Origin of the sequence: Herbaspirillum sp. 3R11 (assembly GCF_004563925.1) — a bacterium.
Lineage (GTDB): Bacteria > Pseudomonadota > Gammaproteobacteria > Burkholderiales > Burkholderiaceae_D > Herbaspirillum.
Genome location: NZ_SPNJ01000003.1, coordinates 342,771 through 366,916, shown reverse-complemented (window position 1 = coordinate 366,916; position 24,146 = coordinate 342,771). Strand labels below are relative to the sequence as shown.

General features: G+C 58.6%; 20 protein-coding genes. 7 read left to right on the top strand and 13 right to left on the bottom strand.

Annotated elements, in window-relative coordinates; genetic code table 11:
- Positions 1-19: 19 nt before the first annotated feature.
- Positions 20-439, bottom strand: a complete 420-nt coding sequence (locus E4P32_RS15085; RefSeq protein ID WP_116435010.1) for an organic hydroperoxide resistance protein — start codon at positions 437-439, stop codon at positions 20-22.
- 213 nt (positions 440-652) lie between these two features.
- Between E4P32_RS15085 and E4P32_RS15080 the strand changes: the two genes are divergently transcribed.
- Together E4P32_RS15080 and E4P32_RS15075 are read left to right on the top strand one after the other, a co-directional pair.
- Positions 653-1,129, top strand: coding sequence for a MarR family transcriptional regulator (locus E4P32_RS15080; protein ID WP_116435011.1), 477 nt, complete (start codon positions 653-655; stop codon positions 1,127-1,129).
- A 330-nt stretch (positions 1,130-1,459) separates the two neighbouring features.
- The gene (locus E4P32_RS15075) at positions 1,460-3,211 is read left to right on the top strand and encodes a methyl-accepting chemotaxis protein (RefSeq protein ID WP_116435012.1); all 1,752 of its coding nucleotides are present in this window, start codon (positions 1,460-1,462) and stop codon (positions 3,209-3,211) included.
- Positions 3,212-3,223: 12 nt separating this feature from the next.
- On the opposite strand, the gene E4P32_RS15070 is transcribed toward E4P32_RS15075, so the two are convergent.
- Complete coding sequence (locus tag E4P32_RS15070; protein ID WP_116435013.1) at positions 3,224-4,093, bottom strand: LysR family transcriptional regulator; 870 nt, start codon at positions 4,091-4,093, stop codon at positions 3,224-3,226.
- Between the two features lie 93 nt (positions 4,094-4,186).
- On the opposite strand from E4P32_RS15070, the gene E4P32_RS15065 reads away from it, so the two are divergent.
- Positions 4,187-4,627 carry a multidrug/biocide efflux PACE transporter gene (locus E4P32_RS15065; RefSeq protein WP_116435014.1) on the top strand — a complete coding sequence of 147 codons (441 nt, stop codon included), beginning with the start codon at positions 4,187-4,189 and terminating at the stop codon, positions 4,625-4,627.
- Between the two features lie 231 nt (positions 4,628-4,858).
- Positions 4,859-6,481: a methyl-accepting chemotaxis protein gene (locus E4P32_RS15060; RefSeq protein WP_116435015.1), complete on the top strand. Its 1,623-nt coding sequence runs from the start codon at positions 4,859-4,861 to the stop codon at positions 6,479-6,481.
- A 75-nt stretch (positions 6,482-6,556) separates the two neighbouring features.
- Here the strand turns inward: E4P32_RS15060 and E4P32_RS15055 are convergent, their stop codons facing one another.
- The 4 genes from E4P32_RS15055 to E4P32_RS15040 all read right to left on the bottom strand — a co-directional run bounded on the left by E4P32_RS15055 (position 6,557) and on the right by E4P32_RS15040 (position 11,097).
- Positions 6,557-7,876: an MFS transporter gene (locus tag E4P32_RS15055; protein WP_016835856.1), complete on the bottom strand. Its 1,320-nt coding sequence runs from the start codon at positions 7,874-7,876 to the stop codon at positions 6,557-6,559.
- A gap of 192 nt (positions 7,877-8,068) precedes the next feature.
- Positions 8,069-8,821 carry an SDR family NAD(P)-dependent oxidoreductase gene (locus E4P32_RS15050; protein WP_116435016.1) on the bottom strand — a complete coding sequence of 251 codons (753 nt, stop codon included), beginning with the start codon at positions 8,819-8,821 and terminating at the stop codon, positions 8,069-8,071.
- Positions 8,822-8,959: 138 nt separating this feature from the next.
- Entirely contained in the window at positions 8,960-9,805 is an 846-nt protein-coding gene (locus tag E4P32_RS15045) for a fumarylacetoacetate hydrolase family protein (RefSeq protein ID WP_016835854.1), read from the bottom strand.
- Positions 9,806-10,395: 590 nt separating this feature from the next.
- On the bottom strand, positions 10,396-11,097 hold the full coding sequence (locus tag E4P32_RS15040; RefSeq protein ID WP_116435017.1) for a glutathione S-transferase N-terminal domain-containing protein: 702 nt from the start codon (positions 11,095-11,097) through the stop codon (positions 10,396-10,398).
- 125 nt (positions 11,098-11,222) lie between these two features.
- Here E4P32_RS15040 and E4P32_RS15035 point away from each other — a divergent pair, with 125 nt between their 5' ends.
- Both E4P32_RS15035 and E4P32_RS15030 read left to right on the top strand, forming a co-directional pair.
- Complete coding sequence (locus E4P32_RS15035; RefSeq protein WP_348533511.1) at positions 11,223-12,188, top strand: LysR substrate-binding domain-containing protein; 966 nt, start codon at positions 11,223-11,225, stop codon at positions 12,186-12,188.
- A 376-nt stretch (positions 12,189-12,564) separates the two neighbouring features.
- Positions 12,565-14,004, top strand: coding sequence for a sensor domain-containing diguanylate cyclase (locus tag E4P32_RS15030; protein WP_167735736.1), 1,440 nt, complete (start codon positions 12,565-12,567; stop codon positions 14,002-14,004).
- A gap of 167 nt (positions 14,005-14,171) precedes the next feature.
- Here the strand turns inward: E4P32_RS15030 and E4P32_RS15025 are convergent, their stop codons facing one another.
- Entirely contained in the window at positions 14,172-14,441 is a 270-nt protein-coding gene (locus E4P32_RS15025; RefSeq protein ID WP_116435019.1) for a hypothetical protein, read from the bottom strand.
- Between the two features lie 21 nt (positions 14,442-14,462).
- Entirely contained in the window at positions 14,463-15,092 is a 630-nt protein-coding gene (locus E4P32_RS15020) for a carbonic anhydrase (protein WP_116435329.1), read from the bottom strand.
- 590 nt (positions 15,093-15,682) lie between these two features.
- Here E4P32_RS15020 and E4P32_RS15015 point away from each other — a divergent pair.
- A complete protein-coding gene (locus tag E4P32_RS15015; RefSeq protein ID WP_116435020.1) occupies positions 15,683-16,624 on the top strand; it encodes a DMT family transporter in 942 nt (313 codons plus the stop codon).
- Positions 16,625-16,631: 7 nt separating this feature from the next.
- On the opposite strand, the gene E4P32_RS15010 is transcribed toward E4P32_RS15015, so the two are convergent.
- The 5 genes from E4P32_RS15010 to E4P32_RS14990 all read right to left on the bottom strand — a co-directional run bounded on the left by E4P32_RS15010 (position 16,632) and on the right by E4P32_RS14990 (position 24,123).
- Entirely contained in the window at positions 16,632-17,465 is an 834-nt protein-coding gene (locus E4P32_RS15010; RefSeq protein ID WP_116435021.1) for a transglutaminase family protein, read from the bottom strand.
- Positions 17,466-17,589: 124 nt separating this feature from the next.
- Positions 17,590-18,279, bottom strand: a complete 690-nt coding sequence (locus tag E4P32_RS15005; protein WP_256371677.1) for an N-formylglutamate amidohydrolase — start codon at positions 18,277-18,279, stop codon at positions 17,590-17,592.
- A gap of 213 nt (positions 18,280-18,492) precedes the next feature.
- Positions 18,493-19,926, bottom strand: coding sequence for an efflux transporter outer membrane subunit (locus E4P32_RS15000; protein ID WP_116435023.1), 1,434 nt, complete (start codon positions 19,924-19,926; stop codon positions 18,493-18,495).
- A gap of 10 nt (positions 19,927-19,936) precedes the next feature.
- Positions 19,937-23,029 (bottom strand): efflux RND transporter permease subunit, encoded by a 3,093-nt coding sequence (locus tag E4P32_RS14995; protein ID WP_116435024.1) that lies wholly within the window; start codon positions 23,027-23,029, stop codon positions 19,937-19,939.
- Positions 23,026-24,123, bottom strand: coding sequence for an efflux RND transporter periplasmic adaptor subunit (locus E4P32_RS14990; protein WP_116435025.1), 1,098 nt, complete (start codon positions 24,121-24,123; stop codon positions 23,026-23,028). Before E4P32_RS14990 ends, E4P32_RS14995 begins: the two co-directional genes overlap by 4 nt.
- Positions 24,124-24,146: the final 23 nt, after the last annotated feature.

Here is a 24,146-nt window from a genome sequence, read left to right as displayed (position 1 = left end):
AGCCAGCGGATGTGTCTGATCAGATCAGCTTGATTTCAACACCGATGTTGCCGCGTGTGGCTTTCGAGTACGGGCAGATTTCGTGCGCGGTATCGACCAGCGCCTGGGCGACCTCGCGATCGAAGCCGGGCAGGCTGACATTCAGGCGCGCTTGCAGGAAGTAGGCGCCGGCAGTGGTGCCCAGGTCGACTTCGGCGTCCACGTGCAGGTCGGCCGGCAGCTTGATCTTCCTCTCGGCGGCGGCCAGGCTCATGGCGCCGATGAAGCAGGCCGACCAGCCGGCAGCGAACAACTGCTCGGGATTGGTGCCCTTGCCGGTGCTGCCGGGCGACGACAGTTCGATGTCGAGACGGCCGTCCGGGCTGCGCGCGGAGCCGTCGCGGCCGCCGGAAGTGGTGGTGGTCTTGCCGGTGTACAGGACGTTTTCGATGGTGGTCATGGTCAGGTTCCTCAGGAAGTGAAGTAATGGATTGGTGTTCGCTAATTTAAATCGTATCCGATGTAATCGAATGCGATTCATGTTACCCGAGTTTTTAAAAATGTCAACGCATTCGATTAAATCGTATCCGATGTATAATTTCGGCAACGTCCGGCCGGCTTCACCTATTTCACCGATTGCGCCGATGAGCAATACCCATCAGGAGTTCACGCCATGTCCCGACCTTCACGCGCCAAGCAGGCGCCGGTATCCGCAGCAGTCCCGAAGCTGTCCGATTTCCTGTGCTTCGCGATCTATTCCGCCAACCTGGCGTTCGGCAAGGCGTACAAGCCCATCCTTGATGAGCTCGGCCTCACCTATACGCAGTACATCGCGGTCATCGCGTTGTGGGAGGAGGACAACCAGACCGTCAGCGGCCTCGGCGAAAAGCTGTTCCTCGAATCGAACACGCTCACGCCCATCCTGAAGAAGCTTGAGGCGATGGGTTACCTGAATCGCGAGCGCGACGCCGTCGACGAGCGCCAGGTGCGGGTAGGGCTGACGGAGGCGGGCCGCCGCCTGCGCGAGAAGGCGCTGGACATCAATCTGGCCGATGCCTGCGGACTGGGCGATGAGGAATTCGTGAAGGTCCAGAATGCGGTGGCGACGCTGCGCGACAACCTGATCAAGGCGACGCGCGCGCGTACCTGATCCAATTCATTTTTTTCTTCGCTTGCCGCCGCCGATGCATCCTCATACTCATCGGCGGCAGTTGTCATTTCAGTTGCCAACCTCGCGCTGAAATCTTCCTCTTTATTTTGTATCTTCGACAACATTGCGGCGCAATGAGGTCCGCGCAGCGTTTCATGAAGCGGACATGTTGCAATGGTATTAAGACGATACGGCGATTTTCTAGGTAGAAATACCTATAGCTCTGACGTCGCCTTATTGCAGACAATACGGGCCATTCCGGGCGGCGTGGTTGTGCGCAACGAGGTTGTGGGAGGAGGCCGGGATCGACATATACAGGAGGATAAAAAAATGAATTTCTTTGCCAACATGAACATCAGCAAACGTCTCAACCTGGGCTTTGCGATCATTCTGTTTTCTTCCATCGCGGTCATCGCGTTGAGCATCTGGCGCTTGCATGAAGTGGCCGAGACCACACAAGCCATGATGGAAAAGCCGCTCGCCAAGGAACGCCTGGTCTCTGACTGGTATCGCACCATCCACACCAGCGTGCGCCGCACCACCGCGATCGCCAAGAGTTCCGATCCGAGCCTGAGCGCGTTCTTTGCCGAAGACGCCGCCACCGCCACCAAGCTGTCCAACGAACAGCAAAAGACGCTCGAAGGCCTGCTCAGCAGCGACAAGGAAAAATCCCTGTTCGCGCAACTGGGCACGGTGCGCAAGAGTTACATCGTGGCGCGTGACGCCATCTCCAAAGCCAAGGCCGACGGCAACGTGGACGAAGCCGCGCGCATCCTGGCAAAGGATTTTCCAGTCGCAGCCAAAGGCTACCTCGACGCCTTGCAACAACTGCTTGATCTGCAGCGATCCAGTATCGATGAGATCGCCGCCAGCATCCAGAAGCAATACACCCAGAGCCGCAACCTGCTGATCGCTTTCGGCGCGCTGCTGTTCATCGCCGGCTGGGTATTCGCCTGGCGCCTGGCGCTGAGCATCATCCGTCCCCTGAAGCAGGCGCTCGGCATCGCCGAAACGGTTGCGGCAGGCGACCTGAGCTCGCGCATTGACGCCAGCCGCAAGGACGAAACCGGTCAGTTGCTGCGTGCGTTGAAAACCATGAACGACAACCTGCAACGCATCGTCGGCCAGGTGCGCACCGGCACCGACACCATCGCCACCGCGTCTGCCGAAATCGCCAGCGGCAACATGGACCTGTCCACCCGTACCGAACAGCAGGCCGGCTCGCTGGAAGAAACCGCTTCCGCCATGGAACAACTGACCTCGACCGTCAAGCAGAACGCCGACAACGCGCGCCAGGCCAATCAGCTGGCCGTGTCCGCCTCCGAAGTGGCGGTGCAGGGCGGCAGCGTGGTCGGGCAAGTGGTCGACACCATGGGCGCCATCAACGCCTCATCGAAGAAGATCGTCGACATCATCAGCGTCATCGACGGCATCGCTTTCCAGACCAACATCCTGGCGTTGAACGCAGCGGTGGAAGCGGCGCGCGCCGGTGAACAGGGCCGCGGCTTTGCCGTGGTGGCGTCGGAAGTGCGCAGCCTGGCGCAGCGCTCGGCCTCGGCGGCGAAAGAAATCAAGGAGCTGATCAGCGACTCGGTCGACAAGGTCGACTCGGGCAGCAAGCTGGTGGAACAGGCCGGCGCGACGATGGCGGAAGTGGTCGCCAGCGTCAAACGCGTGACCGACATCGTCGGCGAAATCAGCTCGGCCAGCCAGGAGCAGAGCGAAGGCATTGAGCAGGTCAATCGCGCGATTGCGCAGATGGATGAGACCACACAGCAGAACGCTGCGCTGGTGGAGCAGGCCGCAGCGGCCGCGCAATCCTTGCAAGATCAGGCGGCGACGCTGACGCAGGTGGTCGGCATCTTCACACTCGACAGCGCGCACACCGCCGGCAAGAACGTTGCGGTGGCTCAGGTCAAGCCGGCGGTCATGGTGTCCACTGCGGCAACCACGAAAAGCGCGTCGCACAAGCCAGCGCCAGGGCTGGTAAAAAGCACCGCGAAGACAGCCGTCTCCGCCCCTGCAGCCACACCGAAACGCCTGCCGGCCGCAACGTCGGACGACGACTGGGAACAGTTTTAAGCGCTGAAATATTCAGGCCGGCGTTTGCAGGAAGGTATCGCAAAGCCATGCGCCGGCCTGTCCCAGTCCGCGTTCGCGCGACCAGATCACATGCACGCGGATACTGCGCGGCCAGCCGTGTACTTTTAATTCCTTCAGATCCGCCGCACCGAAACGCTTGACCACCCAGCGCGGCAATTCCGCCCAGCCGAATCCCAGTTCGGTCATCTCCAGCAAAATCAGATAACTCGACGCCGACCAATACAGGCCGGGTTGCTGTTGTCGCGTCGGGTCGCGATGGGTGTAGGTGTTCACGCGCAGCTCGCGCACCTGGCGCAGCATGTCGCCGCTGATGTGCGCGGCCTGCGCCAACGGATGCGCGGTGCTGACATACAGGCCGATCTCGGACTGGTCGGCGATGGTCTCAAAGCCGATGTCCGGCGGATACGACGCTTGCGCCGCCACCAGCGCCAACTGCACGCGACCCGATTGCACCAGGTCGACGGCGTCTTCGTCTTCGGCGATCAGGCACTCCAGGCTGAGGTCGGGAAAGCGCTGCTCGAGTTGCGACAGGCTCTTTTCAAACACGTCGGACTGATAGGTGTCGGACAGCGCAAAACTCAATTGCGCCTCGCGGCCGCCGGCCAGTTGCTGCGCCGCGCGGCTCAGCTTGTCGTTGGCGTCGAGCAGCTGGCGCGCATGCGTGAGCAGGGCGTGGCCGTGTTCGGTCAGCGTCGGCTTGCGCGTACTGCGGTCGAACAGGGTCACGCCGAGGTCGATTTCCAGATTGGCGATGGCTTCGCTGACGCTGGACTGCTGCTTGCCGAGCTTGCGCGCAGCAGCCGAAAACGAGCCGAGGTTAGCGGCTTCGATGAACATCAGCAGGGCGTCGAGGGAGTACATGTGTATTTTTATGTATCGGTTATTCCGATGGTTAATAACTTCATTCTATCAGTAGGGCCGTCGATAATCGAGGCATTCCCAAGGAGAGAATCCATGAAGCAAGAGAAGTCCTTATACGAACGTTTGCTGCACGCGGTGCTGTTCGAGATCGTTGCGCTGCTACTGTGCGCGCCGGTGATGTCGTGGCTGCTGGGCGTGTCGTTCGCGCACGCGGGTGCGCTGACGCTGATGATTTCGCTGGTGGCGATGAGCTGGAACGTGATCTTCAACACCGTATTTGATCGCCTCGAACGCCGCTGGAAGGCGCCCGCCGCCGAGCGCAGCTTTGCGGTGCGCATCGCCCATGCCGTGGTGTTCGAAGCCGGCCTGATCCTGGCCGTGGTGCCAATGGCGGCCTGGTGGCTCCATATCGGTCTGATCGAAGCCTTCGTGCTGGATATCGGCCTGGTGTTGTTTTTTCTTCCTTACACGCTGGTATTCAACTGGTGCTACGACAAGTTGCGCGCCGGCATGCTCAGGCGTGCAACTTGCTGACATGGGCTGAATTGGCTTGTTAACAGTGTTTACAGCCTGAGATAGTAAAACTGCTCAAAAACAGGAAGCCGCCGTCAGGCGGCTTTTCTATTTCTTGACGCCAATTTCCCCCGCTGATCCGGCGAATGACGCCACACCCCGGAAGCTATACTTGCGCGCCGCCGTGGGAAATCTCCATGCGTTCCTGCTGCATTCGTTGTCATTCCAACATCGTATAAGAACAGAGACTCTATGAACATTCTTGCCAACCTCAAGATCGGCAAACGCCTGGCGCTGGGCTTCTCCATCATTCTGCTGCTGGCCATCACCATCATCTGCATCGGCATCTGGCGCCTGCAAGGCGTGACCGACGCCACCAAGGCCATGATGCAGCGGCCGCTGGAAAAAGAACGCCTCATCAGCGACTGGTTTCCGATCGTGCAAACCTCCATCACGCGCGTGACCGCCATCGCCAAGAGCACCGACCCGGCGTTGGCGCCGTTCTTCGCAAAAGAAGATGCGGCATCGTCGAAGATCTCGACCGAGCTGCTCAAGAAATTGCAACCGATCCTGGAAAGCGAACAGGAGCTCACGCTGTTCAAGAAGATCGAGACGCAGCGTTCGTTGTACGTCGCGGCGCGCGATCAGATGCGCAAGGCCAAGGCTGCCGGCGACCTGGAAGAAGCCAACCGTTTGCTGGAAAGCGCCTTCATGCCGCGCGCCAATGACCTCAAGGACGCGCTGCAGAATTTGCTGACGATGCAGCGCAAGAGCATCGACGATACCGCCATCGATATCGAACGCATGGCGCAGACCGGCCGCTCGCTGCTGATCGTGCTGGGTGTGCTGATCCTGCTGTTCGGCGTCAGCAGCGCCTGGTACCTGACCGTCAACATCACGCGTCCGCTGACTGTCGCGGTCGGCGTGGCGCGTTCGATCGCCGATGGCGACCTGACCGCCCACATCGAAGTGCGCAGCAAGGATGAAGTCGGCATGCTGTTGTCGGCGCTCAAAGACATGAACAGCAGCCTGCTGAAAATCGTCGGCGACGTGCGCGGCGGCACCGATGCCATCGCCACCGCATCGAGCCAGATCGCCAGCGGCAACCTCGACCTGTCTTCGCGTACGGAAGAGCAGGCCAGCTCGCTGGAACAGACCGCTGCGGCAATGGAGCAGTTGTCGGCGACCGTCAAACAGAATTCCGACAATGCGGTGCAGGCCAATGCGCTGGCGACTTCCGCATCCGGTGTGGCTGCGCAAGGCGGCGACGTGGTCGGCGCAGTGATTTCGACCATGCGTTCGATCGACGCGTCGTCGAAGAAGATCGTCGACATCATCAGCGTGATCGACGGCATCGCCTTCCAGACCAATATCCTGGCGCTGAATGCGGCAGTCGAAGCGGCGCGCGCCGGCGAGCAGGGCAGGGGATTCGCCGTGGTAGCGTCGGAAGTGCGCAGCCTGGCGCAACGCAGCGCCGCCGCCGCCAAGGAGATCAAGCAACTGATCGGCGACTCGGTCGAGAAGGTCGGCGCCGGCACCAAGCTGGTGGAGAAGGCCGGCGTGACCATGGATGAGGTGGTCGCCAGCGTCAAGCGCGTGACCGACGTGGTCAGCGAAATTTCCGCCGCCAGCCGTGAACAGAGCGAGGGCATTGATCAGGTCAAGCATGCGGTGACGCAGATGGACGGCGTCACCCAGCAAAATGCCGCGCTGGTCGAAGAAGCCGCCGCCGCTGCGCAATCGCTGCAGCAGCAGGCCGCCAACCTGGCGCGCATCGTCAGCGTGTTCAAGCTGGGGCACGAGTTGACGGCCAGCCACGCACCGCGGGCACGGCGTGAAATCGACATTACCGCCGCTCCTGCACGACTGCGCTGAGGTATTTTTCGACGCAAAAAAAGCCGCCCGAGGGCGGCTTTTTTCATGCTGCGGATACGACAAATACCAGAGCGACTACTTGGCGACAGGCTCGCGGAAGTAGATGCGCTTTGGCAGCGCCCATAACAGCAAGGCTGCACCGACCAGGCATTCCAGCGCCACCACGTACAGGCCCAGTGAAGCGCTGCCGGTGATGTCGCGGATCTTGCCGACCATGTACGGCGTGATGATGCCGCCGAGCTGGCCGACCGAGTTGATCAGCGCGATGCCGCCCGCCGCTGCAGCGCCGGTCAGCACGCGCGGAGGCAGGATCCAGAACAGGCCGATGCCGGCGATGATGCCGGTTGCGGCGAACGACAGGCCGACCACCAGCACCAGCGTGTTGCTGCCGAAGTAGGCGCTTACGGCATAACCGACGGCGCCGGCCAGCGCGCAACCGGCCAAGTGCCAGCGGCGTTCACCGGTGCGGTCCGAGCTGCGGCCGATCAGGATCATGCCGATGGCGGCGCACAGGTAAGGAATCACCGTGATCAGGCCGATGATGAAGGTGTCGTCGGTGCCGGCGGTCTTGATCAGTTGCGGCATCCAGAACACCAGGCCGTAGATGCCCGAAGCCAGCACCAGATAGATCAGCGACATGGTGATGGTCGACGGCTGCTTCAACGCGTCGCGGAAGGAATGCACCGCTTCGCTCTTCGGCTCGGCCGCGAGGCGGGCCAGCAGCAGTTTCTTTTCATCGTCTTTCAGCCAGCGCGCGTCTTCGATCTTGTTGTCGATAACGATCCAGCAGATCACGCCGAGCACGATCGATGGAATGCCTTCCAGCAGGAACAGCCATTGCCAGCCGTGCAGCGAGCTCACGCCGTGGGTGAACTTCATGATGCCGCCCGAGATCGGGCCGCCGATCATGCCGCACAGGGCGATGGCCGCCATGAACAGCGAGTTGATGCGGCCGCGGCGTTGCGACGGGAACCAGTTGGTGAAGAAGTACAGCGCGCCCGGCACGAAGCCCGCTTCCAGGCTGCCGATCAGGAAGCGCAGGATGTAGAACCCGGTTTCATTGGTGACGAACATCATCGCCGCCGAGGCGATGCCCCAGGTGACCATGATGCGGGCGATCCAGCGCTTCGGACCGACCTTGTGCAGGATCATGTTGCTCGGGATCTCGAACAGGAAATAGCCGACGAAGAAAATACTCGCGCCGAGGCCGTAGACGGCGTCGGAGAAACCGAGATCCTGCTGCATCTGCAGCTTGGCGAAACTGATGTTGACGCGATCGAGATAAGCGAACACGAAGCAGATCACGAGCAGCGGCACGAAGCGCAGCGTGATGCGGCGGTATAGATTGGATTCCTGGATATCCTGCGCGGTGGCCGGATAGGGTACTGCTGCCATAACATCTCTCCTCTGAAGCAATAAAAGGGCGCAGCTTGCCGACCCGGGATGCTTGTGGCATATCGGGCAAACAGGCTGGATAATAATTTTTATTATTGGCGGATAGCTCGGCGCATGTTCAATGCGCCGCCGCCGGCGAGGCGGACGCTACCCGTTTGATTCCTGCTGAATCAGTACTGATTCAGCGCCGGATCAATAAGTCGCGCGGCCGCCGGACAGGTCGAAGACCGATGCGGTGGTGAACGAGTTTTCTTCCGATACCAGCCAGCTCACCATGGCGGCGATTTCTTCCACTTTGACGAAGCGTCCGCGCGGGATCTTCGACAGCATGTAGTCGATGTGTGCCTGGGTGCATTGTTCCAGGATGCGGGTTTGCGCCGCAGCCGGAGTGATCGCGTTGACGGCGATGTTCTTGGTCGCGGTTTCCTTGCCGAGGCTCTTGGTCAGAGCGATCAGGCCGGCCTTGGCGGCGCTGTAGGCGGACGCGGTCGGGTTGCCTTCCTTGCCGGCGATGGAAGCGATGTTGACGATGCGGCCGTAGTTTTGCGCGATCATGCGTTGCACGACTACCTGGTTGACGTAGAACGCGCCGTTCAGGTCGATGTCGATGACGCGACGCCATTCTTCCGGCGAGTAGTCGGCGACGAGGCCGTTCTGGCCGGCGATGCCGGCGCTGTGCACCAGCACGTCGATCGATTGCGTGACTTTTTCAGTGGCTTCGATGGCGCGTTGCACGGCGGCCTGGTCGGCGATGTTGACGGCGACGGTTTCGACGTTGCCGAGCGGCTCGAGCTTGGTGCGCGCTTCCTGCAGCAACTTCTCATCCAGGTCCCACAGGACGACTTTGGCCTTGCCTTGCAGCAGGCGTTCAGCGATGGCGAAACCGATGCCTTGCGCACCGCCGGTGATGATCGCGCTGCGACCCTGGAAATCGTAATGATTCATGTGAACTCCGTTCTCTTTTACTCTTGAGGTGACCTGTTTGGAATCTGCCTTCTGCGGGCAGTCTTCAATCCTTGTTGATGCGGCTCAGTGCGGGCCGTCAATGGATATCGACGGCCCGCATCTGGAAGCGGATCAGATTTATGCGTTTACAGTCTTTTGCTGTTGCTCGCCCAGGCCTTCGATGCTCAGGCGCATGGTTTGGCCGGCAGTCAGGTAAACAGCATTTGGCTTGACGCCCATGCCGACGCCCGGAGGCGTACCTGTCGAGATCACGTCGCCAGGCTGCAGGCTCATGAACTTGCTCAGGTAGGAAATGATGAACGGTACATTGAAGATCATCGTGTTGGTGTTGCCGTTCTGGTAGCGCTTGCCGTCGACTTCCAGCCACAGTTGCAGGTTGTTCGGGTTGGCGATTTCATCGCGCGTCACCAGCCATGGGCCGATCGGACCGAAGGTGTCGCAACCCTTGCCCTTGTCCCAGGTGCCGCCGCGTTCGGTTTGGTATTCGCGCTCGGAGACGTCGTTGACGACGCAATAGCCGGCGATGTGCGACAGCGCATCTTTTTCTTCGATGTACGAAGCGGCCTTGCCGATGACCACGCCCAGCTCGACTTCCCAGTCGGTCTTCTTGGAGCCGCGTGGGATCTTGACGTCGTCGTTGGGGCCGACCACGGCCGATGTCCACTTGTTGAACACGACTGGTTCGGCAGGGATAGGCAGGCCGGATTCAGCAGCGTGGTCGGCGTAGTTGAGGCCGATACAGATGAACTTGCCGATGTTGCCGACGCAGGCGCCGATACGCGGATTGCCGTCGACCACCGGCAGGCTTTGCAGGTCCAGTGCGCGGATTTTCGCCAGGGTGGCGTCATCCAGAGCGGCGCCGTTGACGTCCTTGATGTGTGCCGACAGGTCGCGGATCTTGCCGGCCTGATCCAGGATGCCTGGCTTTTCTTGGCCGACAGGGCCGTAACGGAGTAATTTCATTGCTCTTCCTTTGGTGGTTGGTCTGAAGTAAAGCGCCGTCGTGGCGACTGCGGCGCATGGTCCTGCTTGGGAATCGAGATAATACCAATTAATTGGTAAGACCATCAAACAACTTTGCCGGCTTTCAGGTGAAAATTTCTAATCGGGCGGCTGTCGGTTGGAATTCATTGTGGAAATATCCAATTCATTTTTTGGTTTGGAATTCAATTGCAGTAGGGCAGTTGATTTGCTCGCGGAATTGACCCTCTCCAATGATTCACCTTCCAGCGTCCGGCGCAGGCTGCGGCTCGATCGTAAGATCCCTCATAACCTAACGCTCGCAGTTCCAAATGGAGTTGCTTTAACGTCCGACTGGGTCAATTTTCTATGCAAATCAACAACATGGGACGACGCCTCTGCCCGATAGCGGGCGAAGTTGCGGGCTGGAAATTAGAACGATGGGTTTCATACAGAATGCTTGAATGAGTGGCTTTAAGCAGGGAATTAAGTCTTAAAAATGTGTGAATGTCATGGATGTTATGAATTTTTCCTGGAGGTGCGGCGAGCGTTTTTCCGCACCTCTCTCAAGAGCATGTTTTCTACGATCTGATCTATTTACCGAGGTTATCCAGTTCCGGCACACCGCTGCTGCGGTCGGCATAGGCAGCTTGGAAACCAGGACGGAGCTGCCAGCGCTTCCAAAATGCATCCAGATATTCGAAACGCTCGTCCAGTGGCGTTGCATTCACCGGAAACTTGGAAAACGCGATAGCCGTCGCCAGCGTGATGTCCGAGAAAGTCGGTTCATCACCACCGAGCAACCACTTGCGACCGTCTGACAGATGGCGATCGACCAGAGCTGCGTGCGCCAGAGCTTCTTTGCGACAATGCTCGCCCCAAGCCTCATTTTTGGTCAACTCAAGTTTCAGTCCGAGTCCGGTATGCAGGACGTGGAAGGCCGTCACGATCCGGTAGAGAATATGCACCCAGATACGGTTATCCCACATGTTGTCCAGTCCTTGCTGCAACGCATCCTCGCCCATGATCTTGCGTCCGGGATAGGCCTGGTCGAGATAGCGGGCGATCGCAGCAGTCTCGGAAATGAAGCTGCCGTCGGCGAGCTGGAGGGTAGGTGTTTCACCCCATGGATTCATTTTCAAATGCGGCCACTGACGTTGTTCGCCGCCCGGCGCCATATCGTACACGCGCTCATCAAACTGGTCGGCGATGCCCTTCTCGTGCATGAACAAGCGTAGACGCTGTGGGTTGGGGAATGCGGAAGGTGAAGTGAAGAGATGAAGTTTGCTAGTCATGATGGTTGTTCCCTATAAGTTTGAACTGAATGTGGCTTGCTCCAGAAAGCATGCCGGATCGGCTTGATGTGTATGTTTTTCCTCAAGCAGTGACTGCAGTGTATTCAGTAGTTATGTCGTGATAAATGGGGTTAAAATCATTTCATTTATTACATTTGGGAATGAATATGGGAGCGCCGGACTCGCCTCAGCTGGGAAGCATCGAACAATTTTGCAAGGCGGCGGAGTTAGGCAGTTTCACCGCAGCGGCCGAGTTCTTCGGCGTTACGCCTGCAGCGGTCAGCAGATCGATCAGTCGGCTCGAAAAGCGTTTGGGTGTGCGTTTGTTTTCCCGTACAACGCGCAGCATCAAGGTCACCAATGAAGGTGAGCTTTATTGGAAAGAATGCCAGCTCGCACTGGAGCAGATTGCAGAAGCGGAGCGCGCCATCACCGGTGCTCAGACCGTTCCCAGCGGACTGTTGCGCATCAGTGTCAGTGCAGCCTACGGCACGTATAGATTGCTGCCCCTGATGCCTAAATTTACCGAGGCATATCCGCAGATAGAAATTGAGCTAAGTATCTCGGACAAGATCATTGATTTCGTTGAGGAGGGGTTCGATCTCGCAATACGATTGGGCATTCAGCGCGACTCAAGACTGGTTGCCTACAAGCTCGAGGATGTTTTTTTGGGCGTATTCGGAACGCCGCAATACCTCAAAAAAAAGGGCACTCCGCGTTCTCTGAATGACCTTGAGGCGCATGATTGTATTCAGTACATATCACCGAATACGGGGCGCCCGCTAATGTGGATCTTCAAAGATGATCTGGGCAACGAGATTGACTATCCGATACGCAGCCGGATGCGCATACTCAACGATGCTCTTGGTTGCATCGCATGGGTCAATGCAGGGGGCGGGCTTTATCAGACTTATCGTTTTGCCGCCACCGACGCTGTAGCACGCGGCGATTTAGTGGAGGTTCTTCAAGCCCACGGCGGGCGTTCCCGCCCATTTTCCATTTTGTATCCGCAAAATCGCCATCTCTCTGCGAAGGTACGTGCATTTGTTGATTTTTTGCGGTCAACCTTGAGTGTCTTGCCTGCGCAATAAGGCGACGATGATGACCGCAACTGGCCGATTGCGACTTCTGCCTACACGCAATTTTATATTTTCAGCCCATATTCTCGCGGAAACTCTTGGCGTCCCTGGGGATTTTCAGGTGGCGTAGCACAAGACTTTGCGTCGCCGAAGTTAAAAAACACAACTGTCGTCTCCAGCATACGTTGCGCTTTGGAAATCTGTCGAAAGATATGCTTTTGTGCGTTAATTACGCCCATCGGATTTCAAGTATGGAAGCGTTCACAGTGGAGATGATGTGCCGCTTGCCACAGTCTTTCATCTTGCTTGCGTTCAAACAAACAGAGCAAATGGGGGTTTCAAAATTAAGCGTTTAGGGAAGGCTCTTAAAATAAGCGGGGTGCTTCTGATGGCGATGGTATTCGGCTTGTTCGGCTGGATACTCTACACCAGCCATGAGGAGGCACGTCAATATGCGATCGAGACGTCGCAGAACATTACGCTGATGGCCCAGCGCGATATAGTTCGAAATATCGAGATACTTTCGTTGTCTCTGGACGCGCTGGCGAATCGCTATCAAAGCCCGATGTTCAGGCAGCTCACGTACAACCAGCAACACTCCTATCTTTTCGGCGGCGTTGCAGCCGCGAAGCATGTGGTTGTCATGGCGGTACTTGACGATGCCGGCAAAGTTGTCGTGTCCTCTTTGCCAGGCACACCGGCCAACACCTACGGCGAGCGCCTCTATTTCACGGTTCATCGCGATCAGCCCGACACCGGCCTTTATATTTCGCCGCCAATTAGCGCCAAATTCGATCGGGATCTGCAGGTTGTGGTCTTGTCCAAACGCCTGTCCAATCAAGATGGCGGCTTTGCAGGCATCGTCGTTATGGCTCTCGATCTAACTTATTTCCGCGAGCTGTTCAGCGGAATCCTGTTGGGAGAAGATGGTGTGATGTCGCTGTATTCTCGCAGTGGAGTGGTCTATATGCGGCTGCCATACTCTGCTTCAATGATTGGGCGTGACATCAGTACCAGCGCGAATTTTTTAAAGATCAAGTCTCTAATTCAACAAAATAGCGGCAGCTTCTTTGCGCAAGCCATCACTGACGGGATCAAGCGTTTGTATGCGTTCAGAAACGTTCCCGGAACCCCGCTCGTCGTTTTTGTCGGGCGCTCCGACAAACATATCTTCAGACACTGGACCGAGAGCCTCTATACCCTGGGCTACATGATGCTGCTCTTCATGACGGTGTGCGTGGTGCTCTTCCATATATTGCGGAATGAGCTCAAGAAGCGACGTCGCGCAGAAGAGAAATTGCAGGAGTTGGTGCGCATCGACGATTTGACCAAGCTGCTTAACCGGCGAGCGCTGGACCATGCACTGGACGATCTGTGGAATCGAAGCAGACGCAGCAGCGGAATATTTTCGATTTTGTTTATCGATGTCGACTATTTCAAATTTTACAATGACACTTATGGCCATCAAAAGGGGGATGAGGTTCTGGCCGCCGTCTCTGGCGTCATTTCTGTACAGCTGCCGCGCAGCTCCGATATTGCCGCGCGTTACGGCGGAGAAGAGTTTATCGTCGTGCTCGCTGAAACGAATGCCAATGGCACCATCTTTGTGGGTGAAAAGATCCGAAGCGCAATTGAAGCACTCAATATTCCGCACTCGAAAAGCCAGATCGGCCACATTTCAGTGAGCATTGGTGCGGCTGTGTATGACAGCGCGATTCATGACTCGATCAACGCCGTGTTGAATGCTGCCGATAGCGCCTTGTACAAGGCCAAGGGGAGCGGGCGAAACAAGGTACAAATAAGCGAGAGGCCGGTCGACGCGCAGTAGCTGCAATGAATCTTGCCTGATTCAGAAATGATAGCCGTGGTCGACAAAAGAATGGCAGCTACCGATTGCGGACATTGGGGAAATGGACTTATCTCAGCGAGTGCCTACGCGTTGCGGTCTATTTTCTTACTGTCAAAACAATCGACGCATGGAATTTTTAAAACGCATTATCTCAACTCAAGAGCTGGTAATTTATATTTTGCGTAAGAGTCGAGGTAGTTCGATAACAGTTGGTTACTGAGCGCCAATGGTATCTGCCCATATTTATTCAGAATTTCCGCCTGTCCCAACGCCAAAAACCAAGCATTATTCTCCGCCAACCTTCTTCCGAGTGATGTTTGAAGTAACGGTACGCCTTCGTTTTTGCTACCGTCGAACATGGTGAAAAGAATCGCTGCTGCTCCGGCACCACTGCGCTGAGCTTCGTCTTTAGACATCGTCTTTTGCGGGACGGATTTTCAAAGCCGAGTTGCTGGATGTTCCGCCAAAGGTACGAACGTATTGGTCGAATCAAGCGCGTCTATTGAGCCGCTCTCGATATCGTAGACCCATCCGTGGAGTGTCAACCGACCTTGGGCGAGAGCCAACGCTACCGATGGATGTGTGCGGATATTGTTCAACTGTGCAATAACGTTCTCGCGAACCATGCCGTTTATTCGGTCATTCTCGGCCGCGTGATTCTTGGACTCATTAATCATCCGAGCGGCATCTGCATAGTGCAGCCAGTGTTTTACCGCCGGCATGTGATCCAGGCACGCGCACGTGGCGACAGCTTTCATTGCACCGCAATCAGAGTGACCACATATCACGATGTCCCTTACCTTCAATTGCGCTACTGCATACTCAACCGTTGCACTGACACCGCCCGGTTCGGGACCAAATGACGGAACGATGTTTCCTGCATTGCGAATGACGAACAGCTCGCCCGGTTCTCTCTGTGTCACAAGTTCCGGCACCATGCGGCTGTCGGAACAAGAAATGAATAGCGCTTTAGGAGTTTGGCCAGTCGCAAGCGTCTTGAATAACTCTTTACGTGCTGGAAAGATCTCTTGTTGGAAGCGTAGAAAGCCATTGATGATGTCACGCATATTCATTTAAATGCCATTTGGGGAGCATTATTATCGCTTGTATTTTGACAAGCCGTCATCCAAGAACAAGTAATTTCGCAACGTCTCCACCTCGTTCCAATCAGAGAAAATCAAAGCCCGCCAGCTCTGAAACTTCTTGCTCATTGTTCCCAGATTTATGGGGGCACAAAAATTGTCTGACAAATTTCATATCCACACCTCCCCACCACAACCAGTCGCGAAAGCTGGCCTCTGAACTGTTCTCCGCTTATTTTGAGTAGCTGCTCTACTTTCGAATATTCTCCCCCAGACAACGGACGTTCTTGCGTAGCAATGAAATACGGACGCCAGCTGTATGAGTTTTAGATGCGGATCCGCAGTTAGGCGTTAATCCTGAATTTTATTTCCACAAAAGCATAATTGATCGTAAAAATATAAATATTAGGATATTTATGCTTTTAAATGACGTTTGTTCCAGGCAATACGGCAGCACTATCCGTGTGTGAATCGTTACCATAACGATCAAATTGGATGCAGTGCAGCATCAGATTCCCACGGGCATCTTCGCAAGCACTTCGCGTCCATCCCTGCCTCTTTCATCCGGAACATCCATGTCGCTCAGCAGCCCGTCCGCCCCTCTCAAAAAAACAAAAACCATCAGCGGACCCTTCCTCATATGCGTCATATTGGCGATCTGCGTCTGGGGCGGCAACTGGCCGGTGATGAAGTTCGGCAGCCAGTACATCCCGCCGCTGTGGTTCGCCGCCAGCCGTTTTGTTTCTGCCGCTCTGCTCAGTTTTGCGATCGCCGCCGCCATCGGCAAGCTGCGCCTGCCGCGCCGCGAAGAATGGCCGGTGGTGCTGGGAGTCGGTATTTTGCAGATGGGATTGTTTACGGCATTGGTTACCGGCGCCTTGCATTTCGTGATGCCGGGACGCGCTTCGCTGATCGCTTACGCCACGTCGATCTGGGTGGTGCCCGGCGCGGCGCTGGTGCTCAAGCAGCGTCTCAGCGGCCAGCAAAGGCTGGCGACCATGTTCAGTTATCTCGGCATGGCGATTGTGGTGTTGCCCGCGTTGCTGCACGCCGACCTGCACGGCATGATCGGCTATCTGATGTTGGCGGCGGCTTCGTTGTCGTGGGCCATCAATATCCTGCAGATCAAGTCGATCAAGGGCGTGCGTCTCGATTTTGACTTGCTGCCCTGGCAAACGCTGGTGGCGGCGCTGCCGCTGACGGTGCTGGCGCTGGCTGTTGAAGGCGCGCCGGCTTTCCTCGTCGAGCCGCATGCCTGGTACGTGATCGCCTACACCGGTCCGCTGGCGACGGCGCTGACGTTTCTGATCGTGCTGCAGATGACCCAGCGCCTGTCGCCGGTGACCGTCTCAGTCTGCATGCTGGGTGTGCCGGTAGTGGGTATCACGCTGTCGTCGCTGATCTTTGGCGAAGCCTTGTCGGCGGATCTGCTCATGGGCGTGGCGCTGATTTGCCTGGGCTTGCTGATCCCGGCGTTGCCGCGCATGGCATGGCGGCGCAGCGCGGGCGTTCTCTAAAAGACGATCACAGCCACGGTTCGCCCGGCTGACGCTCACTGACTTCGTCGGTCCATACCTTGAAGCTGCTCAAGGTATTGGGTCCGAAGGTATTGTTGAGCGCCACATCGGCGGCATCGCGGCCACGGGCAATCAAGACGCGGCCGATGCGCGGCGTATTGTTGCGGGCGTCGAAGGTGTGCCAGCTGCCGTCGAGGAACACCTCGAACCACGCGGCGAAGTCCATCGTGCCATGTGGTGGCGGCGTGCCGATGTCGCCCAGGTAACCGGTGCAATAGCGCGCCGGGATATTCATGCAGCGGCAAAAGGCGACCGCCAGATGAGCGTAGTCGCGGCAGACGCCGACTTTCTCATTGAATGCTTCCAGCGCGGTGCGCGTCATGCGGGCATTTTCATAACCGAACACGATATGGCGATGGACGTAGTCGCAGATGGCCTGCACGCGGCCCCAGCCTGTTGGGGCATGCTCGAACAGTTGCCACGCAATCGGCGACAGGCGATCCGTCTCACAGTAGCGGCTGCCGAGCAAGAACAGCAGCGGCTCTTCCGGCAAGTCCTGCACCGCCAGTTGTCGCGCCTGCGGCGACAGCACGTCAGGGGCGCCGCTGTCGTTGACGACGGCATCGGCGGAAATGCGCATACGGCCTTGCGGCGCCACGATACGCGTACACCAGTTGCCGAAACTGTCGCGATAGGCCGTGCGGGGGACCGGAGGATCGAACATCAGGTCGTCGCGGCTGACCAGGTCGGATACCCGCGTGAAGTGGACGTTCAGGTTGAAAATCATGGGCGTCGGTTGCGGGCAATCGTAGACCATTTCAAAACCGATATGGATTTTCATGACAGGTTCCGGTTTTCAGTCGCATCGAGCGAGACACAAGGTGCAGGCAGGACAAACGGCTGAGGTTGAGGGGCGTCAAGTTAACAAGACAGTTAACAAGACCGCAGGTAGCGAAACACGTTCATCAAACCTGCAATGCACATACCGTGCCCAAGCTGTCCACCAGCAAAGTACGCAACGCCGTCCATTGCCCGGCGTCTGACTGCACGATCTGTTGATTGACCTCCAGTTCGATGCCGATATAAGTGTTTGGTGCGAAGCGCTGGCGCAGGTAGGCAGTCAGACCGTCGCCTTTGCCTGCATAGGGGTAATTGCGGCGCACGCGCAATGATGGTGCAAGTTCAGCCAAGGTCGCCCGCCAGCGGGCGCACAGTTCGACCTCGCCGTGTCGGGCGGGATCGTAGAGCAAGCCGACATCGGCGTTGCGCACCTTGCCGTTCAGCTCGGGCGTGAAGCTGTGCGAAGAAATGTGGATCACGCGCTGCCCGTCGGCTACGGCTTGCGCCACCAGATGCTCGACCTGCTCGCGATAAGGGCGGTAATACTGCGCCAGGATTTCTTCGCGCACCGGTGGCGGCAAGCGTCGGATCGTCTCTGAAAAGAGTTGCGGATGGCCGACAGAGCGATTGAGATCGACCAGCAAACGGCTCACGGTCGAGGTCACCAGCGCTCCATCGAAAGCTGTCGCCAGATCCTGCGCCATCAGCAGCGCACCGGCATCGTAGCCGCGATGAGAGTCGAGCAAACTCAACTGATCCAGAAACAGACCGTCATGCGGCGCAGGAATGCGATTGCCGCCGTGTTCGCAGGTGATGATGAAAGAGTGGATCAGAGCCCCTTCGAGACATGGTGTTCAGCTGCATGAGGGAACACGGTCCCCGGCAAAGTCAGCCGGAAGGGTGTGAGCTTCGTGCGGCAATGCGCACGAGCTCACCTTAACACGTATGTCGCCAAGGACACTTGTTGGCGGTGTTGAAGCATTTTCCCGCCCCTGAAAAAGAGGCGAGGCCGGCTTCTGTTTCTGTTCCTATTGTTTGGCCGTCTTCCAGCCGCCGCCAAGAACCTTATAGAGCGTGATGCGATTCTGCAGCTCCGCAAGTTGCACCTGGATGGATTGCTGCTGGATCGCAAACAGCGAGCGCTGCGCGTCCAGGTATTCCAGGTAGCTGGAATAACCGGCTTCATAACGGCTCCTGGCAAAACCGTAGCGTGCCGATTCTGCCGCCTCCTGGGCTTTCACGGCGCCGGCTTCATCGGCCAGCGTGGCGCGTCCCGCCAGCGCATCGGCGACTTCGCGGAAGGCGACCTGCACCGTCTTTTCATATTGGGCGACAGCAATTTTCTGTTCGGTCTTCGCCACGTTGAGATTGGCGATATTGCGGCCGCCTTCGAAGATCGGGATGGAGATCTGCGGAAGGAACGACCACGAACGCGACCCCGAGTCGAACAGTCCGGACAGCTGGCTGCTGGCGGAGCCGAAATTCCCCGTCAGGGAAATCCGCGGGAAAAATGCCGCCCGGGCCGCGCCAATGTTGGCGTTCTGCGAACGCAGCACGGCTTCTTGCTGGAGGATGTCCGGCCGCGCGGTGAGCAGGTCCGAAGGCAGGCCGGCAGGAAGGTCCGGCAGAACCTGTCCTGCCGATGCCGCGTTCGCCGTACCGATATCAGCTGCAAGCGGTTGGCCGACCAGTACGGTCAAGGCATTTTCATCGAGCGTCTTGCGCCGTTCCTGTTGCGCGCGTGCGGCCTTGGCGGCTTCGAAGAGCGACTCCGCCTGCCGCAGGTCATATTCGGAACTCGCACCCTCGGCATACAACTGCTTTTGCCGGTCATAGGAATCGGCCCGGCTGGCCAGCGTGTTCTCGGTGAGCTGCAGCAGCCGTCGGTCAGCCACCAGCGCTTCGTAGGTATTGGCCACTTCAGCGATCAGGCTGATCTGCGCGCTGCGTTGCGCCTGCTCGGTGGCAAAGTAGCGTTGCAGCGCCGCTTCGCTCAGGTCCCTGACCCGGCCGAACAGGTCGATTTCAAACGCGGCCAGCCCGACGCCGGCGAAATAGCTGCTGTTGACGCCTGCTCTGCCGGTCGGATTGACGTCCGCCGGCAGGCGCTGGCGTGCGCCGTTGCCGTTCAACGCGAGGTTGGGCAGCCGGTCGGCAGACTGGATGTTGTACATGGCGCGGGCGCGTTCAATGTTGAGCGTGGCCACGCGCAGGTCGCGGTTGTTGTCGAGTGCGGCGGCGATCACCGACTTCAGTTGCGCATCCTGGAAGAAATCGGTCCAGGCAATCGATGCTGCCTGCAGGGTATCGGGCTGCACATCGGCAGCATCCGTTTTTTGCCAATGGGCTGCGACCGGAAGGGCCGGCTGTTCATACGACGGCGCCAGAGAGCACGCCGCGAGCAAGGCGCTGATCAGGGAAATGCCGGCGAGTGTCCGCAAGGACTGGAAATGGGTTTTCATCGTGCTTGCCTCAGATAGGGGAGTGGCTGACGCCGAGCGGTTGATCGGACGCGGCCGGACGTTTCACCTTGAACCAGATGGCGTACAGGGCCGGCAGGAACAGCAGCGTCAGCACCGTGCCGACACCGACGCCGCCGATCAGGACGTAGGCCAGCGGACCCCAGAACGAGGAATGCGTCAGCGGAATGAAGGCCAGCATGGCGGCGACCGCCGTCAGGATGACCGGGCGCGCACGTCGCACGGTGGACTCGATCACGGCCTGGTAGGGCGTCATGCCCGACAGCAGGTCGCTGCGGATCTGATCGACCAGAATCAGCGTGTTGCGGATCAGGATGCCGGCCAGGCCGATCAGGCCGAGGATGGCGTTGAAGCCGAACGGCTGGTGGAAGATCAGCAAGGTCGGCACCGCGCCGACCAGACCCAGCGGCGCGGTGGCGAAGACCATCCACATGGTGGCAAACGAGCGGACCTGGAACATGATCACGGCCAGCATCAGGATGATCATCAGCGGGAACATCGCGGCCAATGCGACGTCGGCCTTGGCGCTTTCTTCCACCGAACCGCCGGTGTCGATGTGATAGCCCACCGGCAACGCAGCCTTGATCGCATCCAGTTTTGGCAGGATGGCATGCGTGACGTCGGGCGGTTGCACGCCGTCGCGCACGTCGCCCTGCACGGCGATGTACAGCTCACGGTTGTAGCGCTTCAATACGGCGTCTTCGACGTTCGACGACAGCTTGCTGACCTGCGAGAGCGGAACGGCAACGCCGTCCTGGGTCGTCAGGGTCAGGTTGCCGATTTCCGCCAGGCTGGTGCGGTCGCGCTTCACGCCGCGCACCATCACGTCGACAATGCGCAGTCCGTCCCTGACCTGTGTGGTCGAGGCGCCGTTGAGGATCGATTGCAGTTGCAGGGCGGCATCGCGCGGATTGAGGCCGACCTGGCGCAGGCGTTCCTGATCCAGCTCCAGACGCAAGGTCTGTGTCCGGTCGCCCCAGTCCAGATGGACGTCGCGGGTGTCGGGATTGCTCTGCACGGCGTCCCTGACCTTGAACGCGATATCGCGCACGGTATTGAGATCGGGGCCGACGACGCGGAACAATACCGGGAACGGCACCGGCGGGCCGAACACGAACTGGCTCACACGGACGCGGGCATTGGCAAATTTTCCGTCGTCTATCATCTTGCTGAACTTGGCTTTGAGGGCATCGCGGTCCTTGGCGTTGTCGGTCAACACGATCAACTGCGCGAAAGCTGGATTGGGCAACTCGGGATTGACGGAGAGGAAGAAGCGCGGCGCGCCCTGGCCGATGTAGCTGGAGACGATTTTCGCTTCAGGTTCCTTGTGCAGCGTTTCTTCTATCTTCTTAACGGTGGCATCGGTGGCGCTGAATGCGCTGCCCGGCGGCAAGTTGACTTCAATGGTCAGCTCCGGCCGTTCGGAATTGGGGAAGAACTGTTTCTGCACAAAGCCCATGCCGAAAATGGCGGCGGCAAACATGCCGATGGTGACGGCGGCCGCAATCCATTTTTTATCGACGCACCAGCGCACCAGCGCGCGGAAGCGCTGATAGTTTTTGGTGGCGTAGATGGCATCCTGTCCGCCGGCATGCACGGGGATGTTCGGCAGCATCTTGACGCCCAGATAGGGAATGAAAAGGACCGCAACAAACCACGACGTGATCAGCGAAAACGCCACGACCCAGAAGATGTTGCCGGCATATTCACCGGCCGTGGAGCGGGCGAAGCCGACCGGCAGGAAGCCGATGATGGTCACCAGCGTGCCGGACGCCATCGGTGCTGCGGTAGCGCCCCAGGCGTAGGTTGCGGCGGAAATCCGGTCCATGCCTTCTTCCATTTTCACGACCATCATTTCGATCGCGATGATGGCGTCGTCAACCAGCAGCCCCAAGGAGAGAATCAGCGCGCCCAGCGTGATGCGGTCGAAGTCGCGACCGGTCGCCAGCATGATGATGAACACCGCCGACAGCGTCAGCGGCACCGCCGCCGCGACGACGACGCCGACGCGGAAGCCGAGCGTCACCAGGCTGACGATGATGACCACGGCCAGCGCCATGACGAACTTGATCATGAATTCGTCGATCGCCGCTTCAATGGCCAGCGCCTGGTCTGACACCTTGGTCAGCGACATGCCCAGCGGAAGCGAGGCCTGAATCAGGTCACGTTCTTTTGTCAGGGATTTGCCCAGCGTCAGGCCGTTGAAACCCTTCTTCATGACCACTGCCAGCATCAGCGACGGTTCATCCTGGATGCGTACCAGGAAAGACTTGGGGTCTTCATAGCCGCGCTTGACGTCGGCAATGTCGCCGAGCTTGAAGCTGCGCCCGCCGGCCGCAACCGGAATCGCCTTGACTGCATCGATGTTGTTGATCGCGCCGTCCAGGCGCAGATAGACGCGCGGGCCGGTGGTTTCGACAAAGCCGGATGGCGTCATGTCGTTCTGGCGATTGAGCGCGTCGAAGATGGCTTGCGCCTTGACGCCCAGCGTGGCGAGGCGTTGATTCGAGATGTCGACGTAGATTTTTTGCTGTTGTTCGCCGAGGATGTTGACCTTCTGGACGCCGTCCACGTGCAGCAATTGCTGACGCAGGGTTTCGGCTTGCGTCACCAACTGGCGATGCGGCAGGCCCGGTGCGTTGAGTGAGAACAGCGTGAAATAGACATCCGAGTATTCATCATTGATGACCGGGCCGATGGCGCCGCGCGGCATGTTGATGACTTCGTCGCCCAGTTTCTTGCGGGCTTGGTAAAACTGTTCCGGCACCAGCGCGGGCAGCGTCGAATCCTTGAGGAACAGTTTCATCGTGATCAGACCTGGCCGTGCCGCAGTCTCCACGCGATCGTAGAATTCCAGTTCCTGCAGGCGTTTTTCCAGGCGGTCGCCGACTTGCTGCTGCATTTCCTTGGCGGTGGCGCCCGGCCACAGCGCCGTCACGGTCATGATTTTGACGGTGAAGCTGGGGTCTTCCGCACGCCCCAGCTTGATGAAGGCGAAGGCGCCGGCAACGGCAATCGCAATGATCAGGAACAGCGTGACCGCACGTTCCCTTACGCCGAAAGCGGAGAGATTGAAGCCGCTCATGACGCACCACCCGTACGTGCAGCCGGCAGCGTCGACACCTTGTCGCCGGCCTTCAGCAGATGCGTACCGTAGGCGACGATCACATCACCCGACTTCAAGCCTGCACCGATGGCGGCGAATTCTTCACCGAGGCGGACTACCGTCACGGGGACCAGTTTGACGACCTGGGTTTGTTTTTCGATCAGCCAGACGCTGGCGCCGTGACCCTTGTCGATCAGTGCGCCGATCGGGACTTCGGTCTGCTCGTTTGCAGAGGCGTCACCGGTAAGCCGGATGGTGACTGTCGAACCCAGCGGCGCCTGTTCGCCTTTGCCGGACAGCACGTAGCGCGCCTGATAAGTGCGGGTGAGGGGATCGGCCATGGCCGAGAGCTCTCGCAGCTTGGCCGGGAATTTTTGCGTGTCGTCGGTGTAGAGCGCCGCGCTGGCCTGGCGACGCGCCTGGCCGAGACCGTTCTCGGGGATGCTGACGACCGCTTCACGCGGACCCTTCTGCGCCAGTCGCACAATCGTCTGTCCTGCGCTGACCACTTGTCCGGCATCGGCCAGGACGTCCATGACGACGCCTTCGGCATCGGCGCGCAGGACGGAGTAGTCGGATTGGTTTTCAACCTGGCCGGCACGTGCTCGTTCGGCATCGAGTTGCGCCTTGGTGGAATCAGCCAGCGCCTTGCTTTGCTCATACGCCTGTTTGGAAACGGCGCCGGAGCTGAGCAGCTTGCGCAAGCGCACTTCATCCGCCTGGGCCTGCACGTCGCGTGCTTCGGCGGCGATCACGGCGGAGCGCGCTGCATGTTGCGCCAGGGTGTAATCAGTGCTGTCGAGCTTGAACAGCGCCTGGCCGCGTTTGACCAGTTCGCCCGGATCGACCAGGCGTTCCACGATCTTGCCCGGCACCCGGAATCCCAGATTGCTCTCGGTGCGTGCATGCACGACACCTGTGTAGCTGGCGGAATCATGTTCCACGTTTTGCACGGTAAAGGAGGCAACTTTAGGTGTCGCTGCAGGAGACGGCGCCGGTTTGCTGCAGGCGGCAAGCGTTGCGATCAATGCGCCTGACAGCGCCATGCCCAGATACTTTTTATTGATTCCCATGAAACCCCTCGCTGATGAATTTG